Origin of the sequence: Curtobacterium sp. BNK-1 (assembly GCF_048685235.1) — a bacterium.
In the GTDB taxonomy this organism is placed as follows: domain Bacteria; phylum Pseudomonadota; class Gammaproteobacteria; order Enterobacterales; family Enterobacteriaceae; genus Pantoea; species Pantoea agglomerans.
Map to the genome: position 1 here is coordinate 2524623 of NZ_JBLQTJ010000001.1, position 18742 is coordinate 2543364.

Genomic DNA, 18742 nt, shown 5'->3' on the forward strand with positions numbered 1-18742 from the left:
AATATGCCCCCATGTAGTTATGGCTTTTCCCATCACCCCCTAGATGTAGTGTTTATCCACACATTATTCACAATGAATAGGCTGTGTATAAACCGGGATTTCTTTTAATTTTTGGATACTCACGCAAAGGTAAAAACGCGACATGAACCAGAGTCTGCTCGTTACTAAACGCGATGGCCGCCAGGAGCGCATTGATCTCGACAAAATTCACCGTGTGCTGGACTGGGCAGCTGAAGGGCTGAACAACGTCTCAGTTTCACAGGTTGAGCTGCGCTCTCACATTCAGTTCTATGATGGCATCAGAACCTCTGACATTCATGAGACCATCATCAAGGCCGCAGCAGACCTCATCTCCCGCGATGCCCCTGACTATCAGTACCTGGCTGCCCGCCTGGCGATCTTCCACCTGCGCAAAAAAGCGTATGGTCAGTTTGAGCCGCCAAAGCTCTATGACCAGGTCGTTAAAATGGTCGACATGGGCAAATATGATCGGCACCTGCTGGAAGATTACAGCCAGGAAGAGTTTGCGCAGATGGACGAGTTCCTCGACCACTGGCGTGACATGAACTTCTCCTATGCCGCTGTGAAGCAGCTGGAAGGCAAATATCTGGTGCAGAACCGCGTTTCGGGTGAAATCTACGAAAGCGCGCAGTTCCTCTACATTCTGGTCGCCGCCTGCCTCTTCTCCGGCTACCCGCGCGACACGCGTATGGATTACATTAAGCGTTTCTATGATGCGATCTCGACGTTTAAAATCTCCCTGCCGACGCCAATCATGTCTGGCGTACGCACCCCGACGCGTCAGTTCAGCTCCTGTGTGCTGATCGAGTGCGGCGACAGCCTGGACTCCATCAACGCCACCTCCAGCGCGATTGTGAAATATGTCTCTCAGCGTGCCGGCATCGGTATCAACGCCGGTCGTATCCGTGCGCTGGGCAGCCCGATTCGCGGCGGTGAAGCGTTCCATACCGGCTGTATCCCGTTCTACAAGCATTTCCAGACCGCTGTGAAGTCCTGTTCTCAGGGCGGCGTTCGTGGCGGCGCAGCCACGCTGTTCTACCCGATGTGGCATCTGGAAATCGAAAGCCTGCTGGTGCTGAAGAACAACCGTGGTGTTGAAGGCAACCGCGTGCGTCACATGGACTATGGTGTACAGCTCAACAAGCTGATGTATCAGCGCCTGCTGAAAGGCGAAGATATCACCCTGTTCAGCCCGTCTGACGTGCCTGGCCTGTATGACGCATTCTTCGCCAATCAGGATGAGTTTGAGCGCCTCTATACCAAATATGAGCAGGATCAGAGCATCCGTAAGCAGCGTGTTAAAGCGGTCGATCTCTTCTCACTGATGATGCAGGAACGCGCCTCTACCGGCCGTATCTACATTCAGAACGTCGATCACTGCAACACCCACAGCCCGTTTGACCCGAGCATCGCGCCGGTTCGCCAGTCTAACCTCTGCCTGGAAATCGCCCTGCCGACCAAACCGCTGGAAGATGTTAACGACGAAAACGGTGAGATTGCCCTGTGTACGCTCTCTGCGTTCAACCTCGGCGCCATCGAAAGCCTCGACGATCTGGAAGAGCTGGCTACCCTGGCAGTACGCGCGCTTGATGCGCTGCTCGACTATCAGGACTACCCGATCCCGGCTGCCCAGCGTGGCGCGATGGGTCGTCGTACTCTGGGTATCGGCGTCATCAACTACGCCTACTATCTGGCGAAGCATGGTGTGCGCTACTCCGATGGCAGCGCCAATGGCCTGACGCACAAAACCTTTGAAGCGATTCAGTATTACCTGCTGAAAGCCTCAAATGAGCTGGCGAAAGAGCAAGGTGCCTGCCCGTGGTTCAATGAAACCACCTATGCGCAGGGCATTCTGCCTATCGACACCTACAAGAAAGATCTGGACGCGATCAGCAACGAACCGCTGCATCTCGACTGGGAAAGCCTGCGTGAAGAGATTAAAACGCACGGCCTGCGCAACTCGACTCTGTCTGCGCTGATGCCGTCTGAAACCTCGTCGCAGATCTCCAATGCCACCAACGGTATTGAGCCTCCGCGCGGTCACATCAGCATCAAAGCGTCGAAAGATGGCATCCTGCGTCAGGTCGTACCGGAGTATGAGCGTCTGAAAGATCAGTACGAACTGCTGTGGGAAATGCCGAACAACGATGGCTACCTGCAACTGGTGGGTCTGATGCAGAAATTCATCGACCAGGCGATTTCGTCCAACACCAACTACGATCCGTCGCGCTTCACCAACGGTAAAGTGCCGATGAAACAGCTGCTGAAAGATCTGCTGACGGCGTATAAGTTCGGCGTGAAAACGCTCTACTATCAAAACACCCGTGACGGTGCTGAAGATGCGCAGGATGACCTGGCACCTTCCATCCAGGATGATGGCTGCGAGAGCGGCGCCTGTAAGATCTAATGGTCAGGCGGGAGAATCTCCCGCCTCATTCATTTCACGAGGCCTGGCTTCGTCTACTTTTGGACAACTTTTATGGCTTACTCCACTTTCTCACAGAACAAAAATGATCAGCTGAAAGAGCCGATGTTTTTCGGTCAGTCCGTAAACGTGGCGCGCTTCGACCAGCAAAAATATGACATCTTTGAAAAGCTGATCGAAAAGCAGCTCTCCTTCTTCTGGCGTCCGGAAGAGGTCGACGTTTCACGCGATCGCATCGATTACCAGGCGCTGCCGGATCATGAAAAACATATCTTTATCAGCAACCTGAAGTATCAGACGCTGCTGGATTCGATTCAGGGCCGCAGCCCGAACGTCGCGCTGCTGCCGCTGATCTCGATTCCTGAACTGGAAACCTGGATTGAAACCTGGGCGTTCTCAGAGACGATTCACTCCCGTTCTTACACCCACATCATCCGTAACATTGTTAACGATCCGGCGGTAGTTTTTGACGATATCGTTACCAATGAGCAGATTCTGGCGCGTGCTCAGGATATCTCACGCTATTACGACGATCTGATTGAGATGACCAACTACTGGCATCAGCTGGGTGAAGGCACGCATCAGGTCAACGGCAAACCGGTTGTCGTCAGCCTGCGCGCCCTGAAGAAGCAGCTCTATATCTGCCTGATGAGCGTCAATGCGCTGGAAGCGATCCGTTTCTATGTCAGCTTCGCCTGTTCCTTCGCGTTCGCTGAGCGTGAGCTGATGGAAGGCAATGCCAAAATCATCAAGCTGATTGCCCGCGATGAAGCGCTGCACCTGACCGGCACCCAGCACATGCTGAACCTGCTGCGCAGCGGTGAAGACGATCCGGAGATGAAAGAGATTGCGGCAGAGTGCCGTGAAGAGTGCTTCGAGCTGTTTAAGAAAGCAGCGCTGCAGGAGAAAGAGTGGGCAGAATATCTGTTCAGCGGCGGCTCAATGATCGGCCTGAACAAAGATATTCTCTGCCAGTACATTGAGTACATCACCAATATCCGTATGCAGGCTGTCGGCCTTGATTTGCCGTTCCAGACGCGCTCAAACCCAATCCCATGGATTAACTCCTGGCTGGTCTCTGACAACGTTCAGGTTGCGCCGCAGGAAGTGGAAGTGAGCTCCTATCTGGTGGGTCAGATCGATTCTGAAGTAGGCGCTAACGACTTCGACGACTTCCAGCTTTAATGATGAGCCGCGACGTTGTTATTCTGCGCAGTTCCGGCACCCGGCTGGAATGCACAGACGAGCATACCAATCTGCTGACGCTGCTGGAAGCCAACAATCTCTGCGTGGAGTTTCAGTGCCGCGAAGGTTACTGCGGCTCTTGCCGGATGCGGCTGCTGAAAGGCGAAGTGCATTACCCACAGCGGCCGCTGGCCTTTGTGCAGCAGGATGAGATCCTGCCCTGCTGCTGCAAAGCCAAAGGCGAGATTGAGCTTGAGTTATAATTGAGGTGGCGTTTGTCAGATTGCTGCCCAAGTTAAATACGGGTAAACCTGACAGCAATTGATCAGCCAGAAGCGCAGGGAACACGGTCAGAATAGGAAAGCGTCCCGCCGCCCGGATAAAAACGCCGGGAGCGTTTTTGAACAACGCAAAGCGTTGGCCCGGCTACGGGCGCACCTCAGGGATGAGGTGCGTAATCGCGCGGGCCGAGCAGTCAGGGATGACGCTTTTGCGTCTTTCCGATCTGACCGTGTTCCCTTCGCAGGCTCGATCTAAAATCCACCAAGGCTAAGTTGGTCAGCATTCTGAAACGAAACGGGCGCCTCAGGCGCCCGTTTTATTTTCACTGATATTACTGTCTGACAGTTTCAACCACATCAATCCAGCCGTGACCGGTGCTCACTTCGCTGCCGTGTAACCAGCGGCGCAGCATGTTCATCGCCATCATCGCCACCACCTTCTGCCGCGTCTCCAGATTATGGCGACCGGTACTGAACTTCACGCGCTGACCAAAGCTGCCATCCGGCGTATGCAGCGCCACCGAAATCTCTTCCTGCTCCAGGCTGCCAACAGAGAGCGCCAGCGCGGCCTGCTGCAGTGCAGCAAGTTCGCGGGTGCGGATCACCTGCTGCTCAAGCGTCTCCTGCCGGGATGGCAGGATGTCAGCCCCACGCAGCGGCACGCTGGCGCCAGCCAACTGCCAGTAAAGCAGTCCGGCAGTGTATTGCTCACTGACTGCCAGCTGCTCACCGCGCTGCTCCAGCTCACGTGCCAGCAGCGCCGGTAAGCCTTCGGTGCCTTCAAAAATGGTGCACTCCGCCAGTTGCAGGCGCACCTGCTGCCACACCTGCTCCATCGCCACCCGCTGACTGGCTGGGCCGGTGAGTTTGATCTCGATGATCGGCATGGACGAGCGATATCCCATGACCACGCCTTCCGGCAGCGCCAGCGGCTCCAGTTCAGCGGCAATATCGCTTTCACCACGACCAAAGGTGGTCAGCCGCAGACAAATCGGTGGCTCGGGCGGCGAAAATTTCGCTTTCAGACGGGGGATGATCTGCTGCTCTACCATCACTTTAAATTCAGACGGCACACCAGGCGTGAAGAACATCCAGCAGCGATTGAGTTGCAGGGCAAAGCCACAGGCGGTACCGACCGGATTATCAATCAGTTCCGCATTGGCCGGGATTTCCGCCTGCTTGCGATTGCTGGCCGCCATCACGCGTCCCCGGCTGGCGAACCAGGCTTCCATCTGTTCCAGCCACTCCTGCTGCACCTCAAGCTCAACGCCACAGGCTCTGGCGGCTGCCAGCGCACTGAGATCGTCACTGGTCGGCCCCAGACCGCCATTCACAATCAGCACGTCTGCCTCATGGCTGCGCGCCTGTAGCGTGGCGATTAGCGATTCGAGTGAATCTCCTACCGTGGTACGGCTGGTCATAGGCAACCCTTGCTGGAACAGCATATCCGCCAGCCAGGCTGCGTTGGTATCGACGATTTGGCCATGCAGCACCTCATCCCCGGTCGACAGCATCTCTACTCTAATCACGTTGAGTTCTCCTTTTCACGTTTGCTTTACTGTACGAACTCCTCCCGCCAGACACAATCGGCATCACCAGGGATTGTGACCATTGCGTCTCAGGCACGTTGCGCATAAAGATAGCGAGGGTGAAGCAGGAACAAGGGAGGTGAAGGTGTTCAGGGAGTTAAAAACCAATAAAAACGGCGGGATTACCCCGCCGCTTTTTTACTACAGTTGTCTGCTACAACTAAGTCAGCGAATCGCGATTAACGACGCGCCAGCAGCAGACCAAGTACCAGACCGGCTGTTGCACCGATACCGACACCCTGCCACGGTTTTTCGTGCACGTAGTCGTCTGCACGGTAAGCCGCTTGTTTAGCGCGATAGTAGTAGCTATCGGACGCCTGGCTGACACGGGATTTCACATCGTTCAGCGCCTGTTCGGCTTTGCTCTTAAGCTCAATGTACTTCTGATCGGCCGGATCACCTGATGCCTTAAGAACTTCTTCCAGCGTTTCAGTCAGTAACGCAATATCGTCATCGAGGCCCGTTTCGAATTGATTTGTCTGATTTACCATCGTTTCCTCCGTGTGAATTGCAAAGCAGTTCATTAACTATAGTCATAATCTGGCGCTCTGCTGATTTCCTGCTCCAGGAATCACCTGATTTTTCATCTGTTAATCTTGCTCAGTGCAGGCTGTGCGCCGTTTCGCTACGCAAAGAAGTGTAAGACGCAGCGGCAACCGCGGAATTTCGCTTCGCTTCTTTGATTAATCTGATAAATTTTGTTGTGACTGAATTTTCCAGTAACCCTACTGTCGTACCCCTCTGTTGCCTGTGATTATCGGGCCATGAAAGTGCATTTTGCACGACAGTCACGACACCCTCGAACAGCTAAGGAATAATCTCTGGCATGAATCGAAGAATGTTTATGAAAGCGTCAATGGCCTTCTCCGCCGTCAGCGGCATGACCGGCCTGTCAACGCTGTTTGCGCAATCCGCATGGGCAGAAGATGGCATTGCTGACGGAACCGCCGTACGCTTCGATTTCGACGTATTGAAGAAAAACGCGGCTGCACTGGCGAAAAAACCCTGGGGCGGAGCACCGGGCGCGCTGCCGGAGACGCTGGCCACATTGACCCCGCAGGCGTACAACGAAATACAGTACGACGCCAACCACTCACTCTGGAACAACCTGCCCGATCGTCAACTGGACGTTCAGTTCTTCCATGTCGGTATGGGCTTCAAGCGGCGCATCCGCATGTTCTCTGTTGACGGTGAGAGTCGCGAAGCACGCGAAATTCACTTCCGTCCCGAATTGTTCAACTACAACGACGCCAGGGTCGATACGAAGCAGCTGGAGGGCAAAACTGACCTCGGCTTCGCCGGGTTCCGCGCCTTTAAAAAACCGGAACTGGCCCGTCGCGACATCGTCTCCTTCCTTGGCGCAAGCTACTTCCGTGCCGTTGACGATACTTTCCAGTACGGCCTCTCGGCGCGTGGCGTAGCGATCAACACCTTCAGCAATGGCCAGGAGGAGTTTCCCGATTTCACCGCCTTCTGGTTTGAAACGCCAAAAGCGGAAGATACCACCTTTACCTGCTACGCCCTGCTGGATGGTGCCAGCGTCACCGGTGCTTATAAATTCATCATCCACTGCGAAGAGAAACGCGTGGTGATGGAGGTGGAAAACCACCTGTTTGCCCGTAAAGAGATCCGTCAGATTGGCATCTCGCCAATGACCAGTATGTTCAGCTGCGGCACCAACGAACGCCGCATGTGCAACACTTACCATCCGCAGATCCATGACTCCGATCGCCTGGCGATGTGGACCGGTAAAGGCGAATGGATTGCCCGCCCGCTGAATAATCCTCAGCGTCTGCAGTTCAACGCCTATGAAGATGAGAATCCGCGTGGGTTTGGCCTGTTGCAGCTTAATCACGACTTCAAAGATTATCAGGATGTGATTGGCTGGTATGACAAACGTCCCAGCCTGTGGGTTGAGCCGGTCGGTAAGTGGGGCAAAGGCGCGATCAACCTGATGGAGATCCCGACCACGGGTGAAACGCTGGATAACGTGGTCTGCTTCTGGCAACCGGCTGAGCCGGTCAAAGCGGGCAGCGAGCTGAACTTCTCCTACAAGCTTTACTGGAGTGGTTTGCCGCCGGTGCGTAGCGGTCTGGCGCGCGTGGATGCAACCCGTACCGGTATCGGTGGTTTCCCGGAAGGCTGGGCGCCTGGCGAACACTTCCCGGAAACCTGGTGCCGCCGCTTCGCCATTGATTTTATTGGTGGCGATCTGCAGGCGGCTGCGCCGAAAGGTATTGAGCCGGTGATTACCGTTTCATCCGGTAGCGTGAAGCAGGTTGAGATTCTGTATGTCGATCCGCTTAAGGGCTATCGCATCCTGTTTGACTGGTATCCAAATAGCGATTCCACCGAGCCGGTAGAGATGCGTCTGTTCCTGCGCAGCAAAGATGAGACGCTGAGTGAAACCTGGCTCTATCAATATTTCCCGCCTGCGCCGGATCAGCGTAAATATGTCGACGACCGCCAGATGACGGTGGGTTGATGTAAAAAAGGCGAGGCTCAGGCCTCGCCTTTTTTATGGCGCGTTCTTCAGCATATCAACGTGAGGGATCCCATCTTCCAGGTAGTTCTCCCCCACCGCGACAAAGCCATGCTGCCCATAGAAACTTTCCAGATGCGCCTGCGCGGAGAGAAACAGATCGCGGCCCGGCCAGTGCTGCTGACAACTGTTGATTGCCTGCTCCATCAGACGATTCCCCAGCCGCGCACCACGAACCCGATCTGAAACAATCACCCGTCCGATTTTCACCGGGCTGGTCTCATCCTCCGGGGAGAGCAGTCGCGCATAGGCCACCAGCTGGTCATCCGCCATTCCCAGCAGATGCCGGTTTTCCGCCTGCAAATCTTTGCCATCCACATCAAGGTAAGCGCACTGCTGTTCCACCACAAACACGGCACTGCGCAACGCCAGCATTGCATAGAGCTGTGAGAGGGTCAGTTCGCTATGGTGTTTATCCTGCCAGTTAATGTCCATGGTCTCTCCTTTAAACCACACACTCTACATCAGCGCGGTGTCGCCAGCACCTGCTGGTGACACTCTCTTACAGGCAAAAAAAAATCAGGCCCGGAGGCCTGATTCGTCAGTCGCAGCAACGCGCTTACATCAGCGGCTGAGCCATCTGCACCAGTCTGATCAGCGGCTGCGGGTAAACACCTAACAGCAGCACCAGAATGGCAGAGATCAGTACCACCACACCACCGGCCGTAAATGCCCAGTTAGCCGGGGTATCACGGGTATGCAGTTCCGGCGGGCTGAGGTAGAGACTCACCGTCACGCGCAGATAGTAGTAGAGGCCAATCGCACTACCCGCGACTACAGCACCGGTCAGCCACCACAGGTGCGCACTGACGCCTGAAGCGATAACGTAAAATTTACCGATAAAGCCCAGCGTCATCGGGATACCCGCCAGTGACAGCATCATCACCGTCATCACCGCTGACAGAATAGGACGATGCCAGAACAGACCGCGATAGGAGTAGAGCGAGTCAGCATCCGGGCCACGATACGGGCTGGACATCAGACTCACCACACCAAACGCGCCCAGGCTGCTGAACAGATAACCGGCCAGGTAAACGCCCGACGTTTCCAGCGACAGCTGATGATCTTTCACCGCAATCAGTGCCACCAGCAGATAACCGAGGTGGGCGATAGAGGAATAACCCAGCAGACGCTTGATGTTGCTCTGCGAAATCGCCATCAGGTTACCGAACAGAATCGACACGAAGGCGATCATGGCCAGCACTGTGCGCACCGCTTCGCTGTCGGTCACCGGCGCATACATAAACAGACGCATGATGACACCGAAGATAGCAATCTTGCTGGCGGTGGCCAGGAAGGTTGAAACCGGCGCAGGCGCACCCTGATAAACATCGGGGGTCCAGAGGTGGAACGGAACCAGTGAGAGCTTAAAGCCCAGACCGATAATCATCATACCCAGACCCACCAGCAGCAACGGCTCGTGGATCATGCTGTCAGTCAGGCTCTGGCCCAGCGCCACAAAGCTCAGGTTACCGGAGTCGGCGTAGATCAGCGCAATACCAAACAGCAGGAACGACGAGGCCGCCGCCGAAAGAATGGTGTACTTCAGTGCGGCTTCCAGTGAACGTTTCTGGCGGAAGGCGTAACCAATCAGACCAAACAGCGGCAGCGAAAGTAGCTCAATGCCGATGAACAGCGAAGCCAGATGGTTAGCACTGGCCAGCACGATGCCACCAAGTGCCGCAATCAGCACCAGCAGGTAGAACTCATCTTTGTTGTCCGGGAAGCCTGCCAGCCATGGATAGGCAAAGGTACAGGTCGCCAGACTCGCCAGCATGACCAGCGCGGTATAGAACATCGAATAGCCATCGACGCGCAGCAGCGGCGTGACATCCATCGCTCCGACCTGACCGACAAAGTACAGCGAGAGCAGCGCCAGGTTCAGGCCAACTACCGTTAGCGTGGCGTTAACGAAGTGGTTGCGTCGCCAGGCAATGGACAGCATCACAACCACCACCGTCAATCCGACGATTAACAGCGGTAGCAACGCAATCAATTGGTGAGGAGTTATTGTCATGGCGAATTACGGCCTTGTAGTTGAAATTGAAGCGGTAAACCACTGCTGAATATTGCTCATGGCAGCGTGCGAAGTATCCAGAATCGGCTGTGGATAGACGCCCAGCAGCACCAGCAGCACCACCAGAACACCGATGGTCATAAACTCACGCGGTGACATGCCTGGCAGCGGATCTTTCGATTTCGCTTCGCCGTAATAAGCGCGCTGCATCATCACCAGCGAGTAAATCGAGGCAAACACCAGACCAAAGGTCGCGATGATGATAATCATCGGCACCACCTGGAAGCTGCCGGTCAGAATCATAAATTCGCCGACGAAGTTACCGGTGCCTGGCATACCGAGGTTGGCAACGGCAAAGAACAGCGACAGACCCGGAATCCATTTGATGCGCGACCACAGGCCACCCATCTGACGCATATCACGAGTATGCAGACGCTCATACAGCTGACCACACAGAATGAAGAGTGCTGCAGCGGAGAGACCGTGCGCAATCATCTGAATCACCGCGCCCTGCAGCGCCAGCTGGCTGCCGGTGTAGATGGCAATCAGCACAAAGCCCATGTGCGAAATCGAGGTGTAAGCAATCAGACGTTTGATATCAGTCTGCGAGAAGGCCATCCAGGCACCGTAGAAGATACCGATGATGCCCAACCACATGGCGATTGGCGCAAACTCGGCTGACGCATTCGGGAACAGCGGCAGACTGAAACGCAGTAAACCGTAAGCTGCGGTTTTCAGCAGGATACCCGCCAGATCAACAGAACCGGCCGTTGGCGCCTGACTGTGCGCATCCGGCAGCCAGCCGTGCAACGGTACCACCGGCATCTTCACCGCAAAGGCGATAAAGAAGCCCAGCATCAGCAGATATTCAACACCGCTCGACATTGGGGTCTGCAGCAGCTGTTCGTAGTTGAATGTCCAGACGCCAGTCGCGTTGTAGTGGACAAACACCAGGCCCAGAATCGCAATCAGCATCACCAGACCTGAAGCCTGGGTGTAGATGAAGAATTTGGTCGCGGCGGAAATACGGGTTTTGCCGTCCGATGCTTTATGACCCCAGAGCGCGATGAGGAAGTACATCGGCACCAGCATCATTTCCCAGAAGAAGAAGAACAGGAACAGGTCGATGGAGAGGAACACACCGATTACGCCGCCCAGGATCCACATCAGGTTCAGGTGGAAGAAGCCCTGATACTTTGAAATCTCATTCCAGGAACAGAGCACCGCCATCAGACCGAGCAGGCCGGTCAGCACCACCATCAGCAGCGACAGGCCATCAATGGCTAAATGGAAGCTGATGCCGAAGCGTGGGATCCACGGAACGGAGAAACTTGACTGCCACTGCGGAATGCCCGCTGCCTGCGTCAGTGAATAGCCTCCCTGCAACCAGAGTTGCAGTGAAAGCGCCAACGTCAGCCCCATAGTGATCAGTGCGATCCAGCGTGGCACCTTCGCGCCGAGGCGCTCAGTGAGCCAGCAGATCAGACCACCGACGAAGGGTATGATAATTAGCCAAGGTAATAACACGGCACACTTCCCTTTTCTTTGTCTTAGTTCGGGCTATCTTACTTGCCATTTTGGCTCCCGGCAGTGCTCGCAATCCTCACATACCTCGGTATGCTCCGGTTGCTGTGCGCTGGCGGTAACCAAACTGGCCGCGACGATAACGCCCTTGCTCAGGACAATTTTTGACATTCTCAATGGGCAGATTAGCTAACCTGCCCCGCTCATCAATCTTTAAATCACCAGCAGCAGAGCCAGCACCAGCACGGCGCCCACGCTCATTGACGCAACGTACCAGCGCAGGTAGCCATTCTCACTGACTACCAGGCCTTTGTTGGCAATACGTGACAGCAGCGCAGGCAGGTTCATCAGGCCATTCAGTGGGTCGCGCTTCAGCAGCCACGCAATACCCAGATAAGGTTTGACGAACACTTTATCGTAGAGCCAGTCGAAGCCCCAGGCCGCAAACCACCATGTGCCGAAGAAACGGCCTGGTGCACTGTTTGCGATACGGGTAACCAGCTCACGTTTGCCCAGCCACAGCGCGGCAGCGATCAGAATGCCGACAATCGCTACAACGCCCGAGGTGATTTCAAGTCCCACTTTGCCCGCTTCACCGAACTCATTGGCTGGCAGTACACCTGCCAGCGGCGGCGTGATCAGCGCACCAATAAAGGTGGAGAGCAGCAGCAGCACAATCAGCGGCAGATGATGGGTAATACCCTTACCGGCGTGCGCATGAATTTTCTCTTCGCCGTGGAACACGATGAAGATCATACGGAAGGTATAGATAGAGGTCAGGAACGCCCCCACCAGACCCGCAACCATCAGGTTGATGTGACCGTTAGCCAGTGCGCCAAACAGGATCTCATCTTTACTGTAGAAGCCCGCCGTAATCAGCGGCAGTGCCGCCAGCGCCGCGCCGCCCACCAGGAAGCAGGTGTAGACCAGCGGAATGCTCTTACGCAGGCCACCCATTTTGAAAATGTTCTGCTCGTGATGGCAGGCCAGAATCACTGAACCCGAAGAGAGGAACAGCAACGCTTTAAAGAAGGCGTGCGTCATCAGATGGAAAATCGCTGCATCCCACGCCTGAACACCCAGCGCCAGGAACATGTAGCCAATCTGGCTCATGGTGGAGTAAGCGAGAACACGTTTAATATCGGTCTGTACCAGCGCGGCAAAGCCTGCCAGCACCAGGGTAATCGCCCCGATAATCCCGACCAGATGCAGCACTTCCGGCGTCAGCAGGAAGAGACCGTGGCTACGGGCAATCAGGTAGACACCTGCTGTCACCATGGTCGCGGCGTGGATCAGTGCCGAAACCGGTGTCGGACCAGCCATCGCATCTGCCAGCCAGGTCTGTAACGGCAGCTGAGCCGATTTACCGACCGCGCCACCCAGCAGCATCAGCGTTGCCCACTGCAGCATATGGTTATCTGCGGCAAAGTGCGCAGGTGCCAGCTCCATCATCTCGCGGAAGTTCAGCGTGCCCAGCTCGTTGTAGAGGATGAACAGACCAAATGCCAGGAAGACGTCGCCCACGCGGGTAATGATGAACGCTTTCATCGCCGCTTTGCCGTTTTCCGGATTGCTGTAGTAGAAACCGATCAGCAGATAAGAGCAGAGGCCTACCCCTTCCCAGCCCAGATACATCAGCATCAGGTTATCGGCCAGCACCAGAACAACCATGCTGGCGATAAACAGGTTGGTGTAGGCGAAGAAGCGGGAGTAGCCCTCTTCTCCACGCATGTACCAGGAGGCGAACATGTGAATGAAGAAACCGACACCGGTCACGACAGACAGCATGGTCAGCGACAGGCCATCCAGCGTCAGGTTCACCTTCATGTCGAAGTTGCCGACATGCATCCAGGTCCAGAGCGCCTGCGTGTAGGCTTGCTGACCGTTGGCGAAGAAGTCAAAACCGACCATCGCCGTGGTCAGGGCCGCCAGACCCACGGATCCCATACCAATCGTGGCCGACAGGTTCTCTGACCAGCGACCGCGCGAAAACGCTAACAGCAGAAAGCCGATCAGCGGAAACAAGACAGTTAAATAGAGAAGATTCATCCGCGCATCTCGCTCACAGTATCAATGTTCAGCGTCTGACGACGACGATAGAGCTGAAGCAGCAGTGCCAGACCAATACTGGCTTCCGCTGCCGCCAGGCTGATCGCCAGGATATACATCACCTGTCCATCGGCCTGACCCCAATAGCTCCCGGCAACCACCAGGGCTAAGGCGGCGGCGTTGATCATGATTTCAAGGCCGATCAGCATAAACAGCAGATTGCGGCGTATTACCAGCGACGTCAGTCCAAGGACAAACAGCACGGCAGCAAGAATCAATCCATGTTGTAACGGGATCATGCGTTCTCCTTTTTCACCTGAGCGGCGTCAGCATTACGGTTACTCAGGACTTCGCCCTGACGCTCTTCGCGACCGATATGGAACGCCACGACCAGACCCGCCAGCAGCAGCATTGAGGCCAGTTCAACCGCCAGTACGTAAGGACCAAACAGGCTGATGCCGACCGCTTTGGCGTCGATGATGGTGCCATCGATGCCCTGATCGTTGGCGGTCAGGATGGCGTAGACCATTACGACCAGCAGCAGCAACGAGACGATACCCGGACCAATCCACAGTGACGGGCTGAGCCACTCACGCTCCTGCTTCTCGGTCTGTTTGCCCAGGTTCAGCATCATGACCACGAAGACGAACAGCACCATGATGGCACCGGCGTAGACGATGATCTCCAGCGCACCGGCAAAATAGGCTCCCATAGAGAAGAAGACGCCCGCGATCGATAACAGCGAAACGATCAGGTACAGCAACGCATGTACCGGATTAGTGTGGGTAATGACGCGCAACGTCGTCAGCACCGCCACCAGCCCGCAAAGATAAAACGCAAATTCCATGCCTTGCTCCTTAAGGTAATAAGCCTTTGACGTCGATAGGCTTCGCTTCGTTTTCTGCTTCGCCCTTATCTTTACCGTCAATCGCCATACCTGCCATGCGGTAGAAGTTGTACTCCGGATATTTACCCGGCCCCGAAATCAGCAGATCGTCCTTCTCATACACCAGATCCTGACGCTTAAACTCACCCAGTTCGAAATCGGGGGTCAGCTGAATCGCCGTGGTTGGACAGGCTTCCTCACACATGCCGCAGAAGATGCAGCGTGAGAAGTTGATGCGGAAGAACTCCGGATACCAGCGGCCATCTTTGGTTTCAGCTTTCTGCAGCGAGATACAGCCAACCGGACAGGCAACCGCACACAGGTTACAGGCGACGCAACGCTCCTGACCATCCGGATCGCGGGTTAACACGATACGGCCACGATAGCGTGGTGGCAGATAAACCGGCTCTTCCGGATACATCTGAGTTTCACGTTTGGCAAAGGCGTGCAGCCCGATCAGCCAGATACTGCGAACTGTCGTGCCAAAGCCTACGACAATATCTTTCAAAGTCATTTGTTAACCCCTTACGGCGCTGTGTAGAGAATCACTGCGGCAGTCGCCAGCAGGTTCAACAGCGTCAACGGCAGACACACTTTCCAGCCGAATGACAGCACCTGGTCGTAGCGCGGACGCGGAAGCGCAGCACGAATCAGGATGAACATCATCATAAAGAACGCCGTTTTCAGGGCGAACCAGATGAACGGCGGCAGGAATGGGCCGTGCCAGCCACCAAAGAACAGCGTTACGATCAGCGCTGAAACGGTGGTGATCGCCACATATTCGCCGACAAAGAACAGGCCGAACTTCATACCGGCATATTCGATGTGATAACCGTCCGCCAGTTCCTGCTCCGCTTCTGGCTGGTCAAACGGATGACGGTGACACACCGCCACGCCAGCAATACAGAAGGTCACGAAACCAAAGAACTGCGGAATGATGTTCCACAGGTGCGTCTGGCTGTTGACGATATCGTTCATATTGAACGAGCCCGCCTGCGCTACCACGCCCATCAGCGACAGACCCAGGAACACTTCGTAGCTCAGGGTCTGCGCCGAGGCGCGCATCGCACCCAGCAGCGAGTATTTGTTATTACTCGACCAGCCGGCAAACAGCACCGCGTAGACCGCAAGGCCCGCCATCATCAGGAAGAACAGCAGACCGATATTCAGGTCTGTCACCATCCAGGTTGGCGAAACCGGCACGATAGCAAAGGCCAGCAGCAGTGAAACAAAGGCGATAACCGGCGCAAGAGTAAAGATAAAGCGGTCGGTAAACGGCGGAACCCAGTCCTCTTTAAAGAACATTTTGATCATGTCCGCTACCAGCTGGAGCGAGCCGCCCCAGCCTACGCGGTTTGGTCCGTAACGGTTCTGGAACAGGCCGAGCAGACGACGCTCGGCGAAGCTCATGAACGCGCCGCAGGCCACAACCACCAGCAGAATCACGATGGCTTTAACAATGGCCAGCAGAATGTCGATAACGTCCGGTGTTAACCAGCTCATTGCGCCGCCTCCTGCAGAGTGTCGATTTTACCGTTCGCCAGGAATGGCGGAACGCCCGGCATGCCCAGCGGCAGACCAATCTGTCCCGCCTGCAGTGACGCCGAGAAACGGACCGGCAGACGCACTGTCTCACCGGCACAGATGAACTCAACCGCCGCGCCATTGTTGACGCCCAGCTTCGCTGCATCTTCCGGGTTAATCACCAGTGCAGGCGGTGCCATACGCTGCTGGAAGACCGGTGAACGCTGTGACATCTCTTCACTACCAAACAGCTGGTAGAGAGGGGCCACGCGCCACTGCGCTTCACTGACGAATGCCGCCGGAACGTTGCTGAACCAGGGCAGACTGGCTGCGCTGGCTTCAAACAGCCGTACACCCGGATCGCCATTACGCAGTTTGCCGCCCACTTCAACCTGGAACTTGTTCCACGCCTGCGGTGAGTTCCAGCCCGGTGCCCAGGCAAACGGAATCTGCGAACGCGGTGCGCCTGGCTGGTTGTTCCCTTCCATTGAGAAGGCGAACATCGTGTCCTGATCCTGCGGCTGACGCGGTTCGTGCACGCTGATATTGGCGCGCGCCGCGGTACGGCCACTGGCACGGTGCGGTGAACGCGACAGTTTCTGTCCACGAATACGGAAGCTGGCATCCGGTGCCGCATCCTTGATTCCGGCCAGCTGTGGCAGATGACTGACCACCGCATCGATCACGTGGTCCAGCTGCGTCCAGTCGACGTGACGGCTTTCCAGCGTGCTGTGCAGCGAATGCAGCCAGCGCCAGCTCTCCAGCATCACTACGTTGTTGTCATAATAGGAAGGATCGTAAACCTGGAAGAAACGCTGTGCGCGGCCTTCATGGTTGATCGAGGTGCCATCACTTTCGGCGAAGCTGGCGGTTGATAACACCAGACCCGCTTTCTCCAGCGTCGCGGTGCGCTGATGATCAACCACAATCACGTTAGTGGTCTGGGCCAGCGCCGCATCAACAAGCGCTTTCGGTGCATGGCGATAGAGGTCATTTTCCAGTACCACCAGCGCATCGGCTTCACCGTTGCTCAGTTGCTCCAGCGCGCTCTCCAGAGGATTGCCGCCCATCAGGCCAAGACCCACGCTGTTGGCGTGTCCCGCCAGCAGCGTAATCCCGACGTCGGCACCGCGCGCTTTGAGCGCTTTGGCCACGTTGGCAGCCGCTTCGATCATCGCGCTGCTGCCGGAATGGGTCCCGGAAATAATTAACGGTTTTTTCGCGCCGGCCAGCGCCTGCACGATGACATCCATTTTGCCGTTCAGTTTGCTGTCGAAATCGGTCACCGCCGGAGCGGTTTCATCCAGCGCACTGGCGATAGCGAAACCGAGACGCGCCTGATCTTCAACCGGTGCGCGATAGCTCCATGCCGCGATATCATCCAGACGGGTTTCATCGACGTTGGTGATAAACAGCGGATGTTTCGCATTCTGTCCGATGTTCAGGATCGCGGCGATCTGCCAGTCTGCTACTTTCTGAGCGGCAGCCATGTCGCGCGCTTTGCCTTTCACGGCCTGACGCACTGACAGCGCCACGCGTGCGCCAACCTGGGTCAGATCTTCGCCCAGCACCAGCACCGCATCGTAGCTTTCAATTTCACGCAGCGATGGCGTATAGATACCGCCCTCACGCAGAATTTTCAGCATCAGTTCAAGCCGGGCCTGCTCGCCCGCTGGCATGCCGGTAGAGAAGTTCTCTGCACCGACCAGTTCACGCAGCGCAAAGTTACTTTCGATGCTGGCGCGCGGCGAGCCGATACCGATCACTTTTTTCGCCTGACGCAGCAAATCTGCACCGGCATTGACCGCCTGCTCTGCGTTCAGCGTCACCCAGTCGTTGCCGCGCAGCAGCATCGGCTGGCGTGGGCGATCTTTACGGTTCACGTAGCCATAGCCAAAGCGGCCACGGTCACACAGGAAATAGTGGTTTACGGTGCCGTTATAACGGTTTTCGATACGGCGTAACTCACCATAACGCTCACCCGGGCTGGTGTTACAGCCCACACTGCACTGCTGGCAGATGCTCGGCGCAAACTGCATATCCCATTTACGGTTATAGCGTTCGGAGTGCGTTTTATCGGTGAAGACGCCGGTCGGGCAGATTTCAACCAGGTTACCGGAGAATTCGCTCTCCAGCGTGCCATCTTCCGGACGACCGAAGTAGACGTTGTCGTGTGCGCCGTAGACACCCAGATCCTTGCCATCGGCATAATCTTTGTAGTAACGCACGCAGCGGTAACAGGCGATACAGCGGTTCATCTCATGGGAGATGAACGGGCCGAGATCCTGATTACGGTGGGTACGTTTGGTGAAGCGATAGCGGCGGAAGCTGTGGCCGGTCATTACTGTCATATCCTGCAGGTGACAGTTACCGCCCTCTTCACACACCGGACAGTCGTGCGGGTGGTTGGTCATCAGCCACTCCACCACGCTTTCGCGGAACTCTTTCGCTTCGCCATCATCGATGGAGATGAATGTGCCGTCAGAGGCCGGCGTCATGCAGGACATGACAAGACGGCCGCGGGTATCTTCGGCATTCTGGAATTGCTTTACCGCACACTGGCGGCAGGCCCCAACGCTTCCCAGCGCCGGATGCCAGCAAAAGTAAGGAATATCAAGGCCCAGAGAGAGACATGCCTGTAGCAGGTTGTCCGCTCCGTTCACATCATACTCTTTACCGTCTACATGAATTGTAGCCAT

The 18742-nt window shown here is 55.9% G+C and carries 15 protein-coding genes; 4 read left to right on the plus strand and 11 right to left on the minus strand.

Going from position 1 to position 18742, the window contains the following annotated elements; genetic code table 11:
* The first annotated feature begins 142 nt into the window (after nt 1-142).
* The 3 genes from nrdA to yfaE all read left to right on the plus strand — a co-directional run bounded on the left by nrdA (nt 143) and on the right by yfaE (nt 3894).
* Nucleotides 143-2428, plus strand: coding sequence for a class 1a ribonucleoside-diphosphate reductase subunit alpha (nrdA, locus tag ACMGGP_RS11860; protein ID WP_010258098.1), 2286 nt, complete (start codon nt 143-145; stop codon nt 2426-2428).
* Between the two features lie 72 nt (nt 2429-2500).
* On the plus strand, nt 2501-3631 hold the full coding sequence (gene nrdB, locus ACMGGP_RS11865) for a class Ia ribonucleoside-diphosphate reductase subunit beta (RefSeq protein ID WP_010258096.1): 1131 nt from the start codon (nt 2501-2503) through the stop codon (nt 3629-3631).
* Nucleotides 3631-3894: a class I ribonucleotide reductase maintenance protein YfaE gene (gene yfaE / locus ACMGGP_RS11870; RefSeq protein ID WP_498798468.1), complete on the plus strand. Its 264-nt coding sequence runs from the start codon at nt 3631-3633 to the stop codon at nt 3892-3894. Before nrdB ends, yfaE begins: the two co-directional genes overlap by 1 nt.
* A 350-nt stretch (nt 3895-4244) precedes the next feature.
* On the opposite strand, the gene ACMGGP_RS11875 is transcribed toward yfaE, so the two are convergent.
* Nucleotides 4245-5441, minus strand: a complete 1197-nt coding sequence (locus ACMGGP_RS11875; protein ID WP_301250178.1) for a nicotinamide mononucleotide deamidase-related protein YfaY — start codon at nt 5439-5441, stop codon at nt 4245-4247.
* A 239-nt stretch (nt 5442-5680) separates the two neighbouring features.
* On the minus strand, nt 5681-5992 hold the full coding sequence (gene elaB / locus ACMGGP_RS11880; RefSeq protein ID WP_010258091.1) for a stress response protein ElaB: 312 nt from the start codon (nt 5990-5992) through the stop codon (nt 5681-5683).
* A 335-nt stretch (nt 5993-6327) separates the two neighbouring features.
* Between elaB and ACMGGP_RS11885 the strand changes: the two genes are divergently transcribed.
* Nucleotides 6328-7986 carry a glucan biosynthesis protein D gene (locus ACMGGP_RS11885; RefSeq protein WP_022625071.1) on the plus strand — a complete coding sequence of 553 codons (1659 nt, stop codon included), beginning with the start codon at nt 6328-6330 and terminating at the stop codon, nt 7984-7986.
* Nucleotides 7987-8019: 33 nt separating this feature from the next.
* Here ACMGGP_RS11885 and ACMGGP_RS11890 read toward each other — a convergent pair whose 3' ends face one another.
* From ACMGGP_RS11890 to nuoG, 9 genes are all read right to left on the minus strand, one after another.
* Complete coding sequence (locus ACMGGP_RS11890; RefSeq protein WP_498798469.1) at nt 8020-8478, minus strand: GNAT family N-acetyltransferase; 459 nt, start codon at nt 8476-8478, stop codon at nt 8020-8022.
* A gap of 124 nt (nt 8479-8602) precedes the next feature.
* Nucleotides 8603-10060 (minus strand): NADH-quinone oxidoreductase subunit NuoN, encoded by a 1458-nt coding sequence (nuoN, locus tag ACMGGP_RS11895; RefSeq protein ID WP_010258083.1) that lies wholly within the window; start codon nt 10058-10060, stop codon nt 8603-8605.
* Nucleotides 10061-10066: 6 nt separating this feature from the next.
* Nucleotides 10067-11587 (minus strand): NADH-quinone oxidoreductase subunit M, encoded by a 1521-nt coding sequence (nuoM, locus tag ACMGGP_RS11900; protein WP_010258081.1) that lies wholly within the window; start codon nt 11585-11587, stop codon nt 10067-10069.
* A 210-nt stretch (nt 11588-11797) separates the two neighbouring features.
* Entirely contained in the window at nt 11798-13633 is a 1836-nt protein-coding gene (gene nuoL / locus ACMGGP_RS11905; RefSeq protein ID WP_010258078.1) for an NADH-quinone oxidoreductase subunit L, read from the minus strand.
* A complete protein-coding gene (gene nuoK / locus ACMGGP_RS11910; protein ID WP_003854236.1) occupies nt 13630-13932 on the minus strand; it encodes an NADH-quinone oxidoreductase subunit NuoK in 303 nt (100 codons plus the stop codon). The genes nuoL and nuoK overlap by 4 nt, the downstream gene beginning before the upstream one ends.
* Nucleotides 13929-14480: an NADH-quinone oxidoreductase subunit J gene (gene nuoJ, locus ACMGGP_RS11915; RefSeq protein ID WP_010258075.1), complete on the minus strand. Its 552-nt coding sequence runs from the start codon at nt 14478-14480 to the stop codon at nt 13929-13931. The genes nuoK and nuoJ overlap by 4 nt, the downstream gene beginning before the upstream one ends.
* 10 nt (nt 14481-14490) lie before the next feature.
* Nucleotides 14491-15033 carry an NADH-quinone oxidoreductase subunit NuoI gene (gene nuoI / locus ACMGGP_RS11920; RefSeq protein ID WP_003854239.1) on the minus strand — a complete coding sequence of 181 codons (543 nt, stop codon included), beginning with the start codon at nt 15031-15033 and terminating at the stop codon, nt 14491-14493.
* Between the two features lie 11 nt (nt 15034-15044).
* Nucleotides 15045-16022 carry an NADH-quinone oxidoreductase subunit NuoH gene (gene nuoH / locus ACMGGP_RS11925; protein ID WP_003854240.1) on the minus strand — a complete coding sequence of 326 codons (978 nt, stop codon included), beginning with the start codon at nt 16020-16022 and terminating at the stop codon, nt 15045-15047.
* Nucleotides 16019-18742, minus strand: a complete 2724-nt coding sequence (nuoG, locus tag ACMGGP_RS11930) for an NADH-quinone oxidoreductase subunit NuoG (RefSeq protein WP_022625073.1) — start codon at nt 18740-18742, stop codon at nt 16019-16021. The genes nuoH and nuoG overlap by 4 nt, the downstream gene beginning before the upstream one ends.

Coding starts and splice junctions, on each gene's coding strand:
- nrdA (WP_010258098.1), top strand. CDS start 143: ATGAACCAGAGTCTGCTCGTTACTAAACGCGATGGCCGCCAGGAGCGC.
- nrdB (WP_010258096.1), top strand. CDS start 2,501: ATGGCTTACTCCACTTTCTCACAGAACAAAAATGATCAGCTGAAAGAG.
- yfaE (WP_498798468.1), top strand. CDS start 3,631: ATGATGAGCCGCGACGTTGTTATTCTGCGCAGTTCCGGCACCCGGCTG.
- elaB (WP_010258091.1), bottom strand. CDS start 5,992: ATGGTAAATCAGACAAATCAATTCGAAACGGGCCTCGATGACGATATT.
- ACMGGP_RS11885 (WP_022625071.1), top strand. CDS start 6,328: ATGAATCGAAGAATGTTTATGAAAGCGTCAATGGCCTTCTCCGCCGTC.
- ACMGGP_RS11890 (WP_498798469.1), bottom strand. CDS start 8,478: ATGGACATTAACTGGCAGGATAAACACCATAGCGAACTGACCCTCTCA.
- nuoN (WP_010258083.1), bottom strand. CDS start 10,060: ATGACAATAACTCCTCACCAATTGATTGCGTTGCTACCGCTGTTAATC.
- nuoL (WP_010258078.1), bottom strand. CDS start 13,633: ATGAATCTTCTCTATTTAACTGTCTTGTTTCCGCTGATCGGCTTTCTG.
- nuoK (WP_003854236.1), bottom strand. CDS start 13,932: ATGATCCCGTTACAACATGGATTGATTCTTGCTGCCGTGCTGTTTGTC.
- nuoJ (WP_010258075.1), bottom strand. CDS start 14,480: ATGGAATTTGCGTTTTATCTTTGCGGGCTGGTGGCGGTGCTGACGACG.
- nuoI (WP_003854239.1), bottom strand. CDS start 15,033: ATGACTTTGAAAGATATTGTCGTAGGCTTTGGCACGACAGTTCGCAGT.
- nuoH (WP_003854240.1), bottom strand. CDS start 16,022: ATGAGCTGGTTAACACCGGACGTTATCGACATTCTGCTGGCCATTGTT.
- nuoG (WP_022625073.1), bottom strand. CDS start 18,742: ATGGCTACAATTCATGTAGACGGTAAAGAGTATGATGTGAACGGAGCG.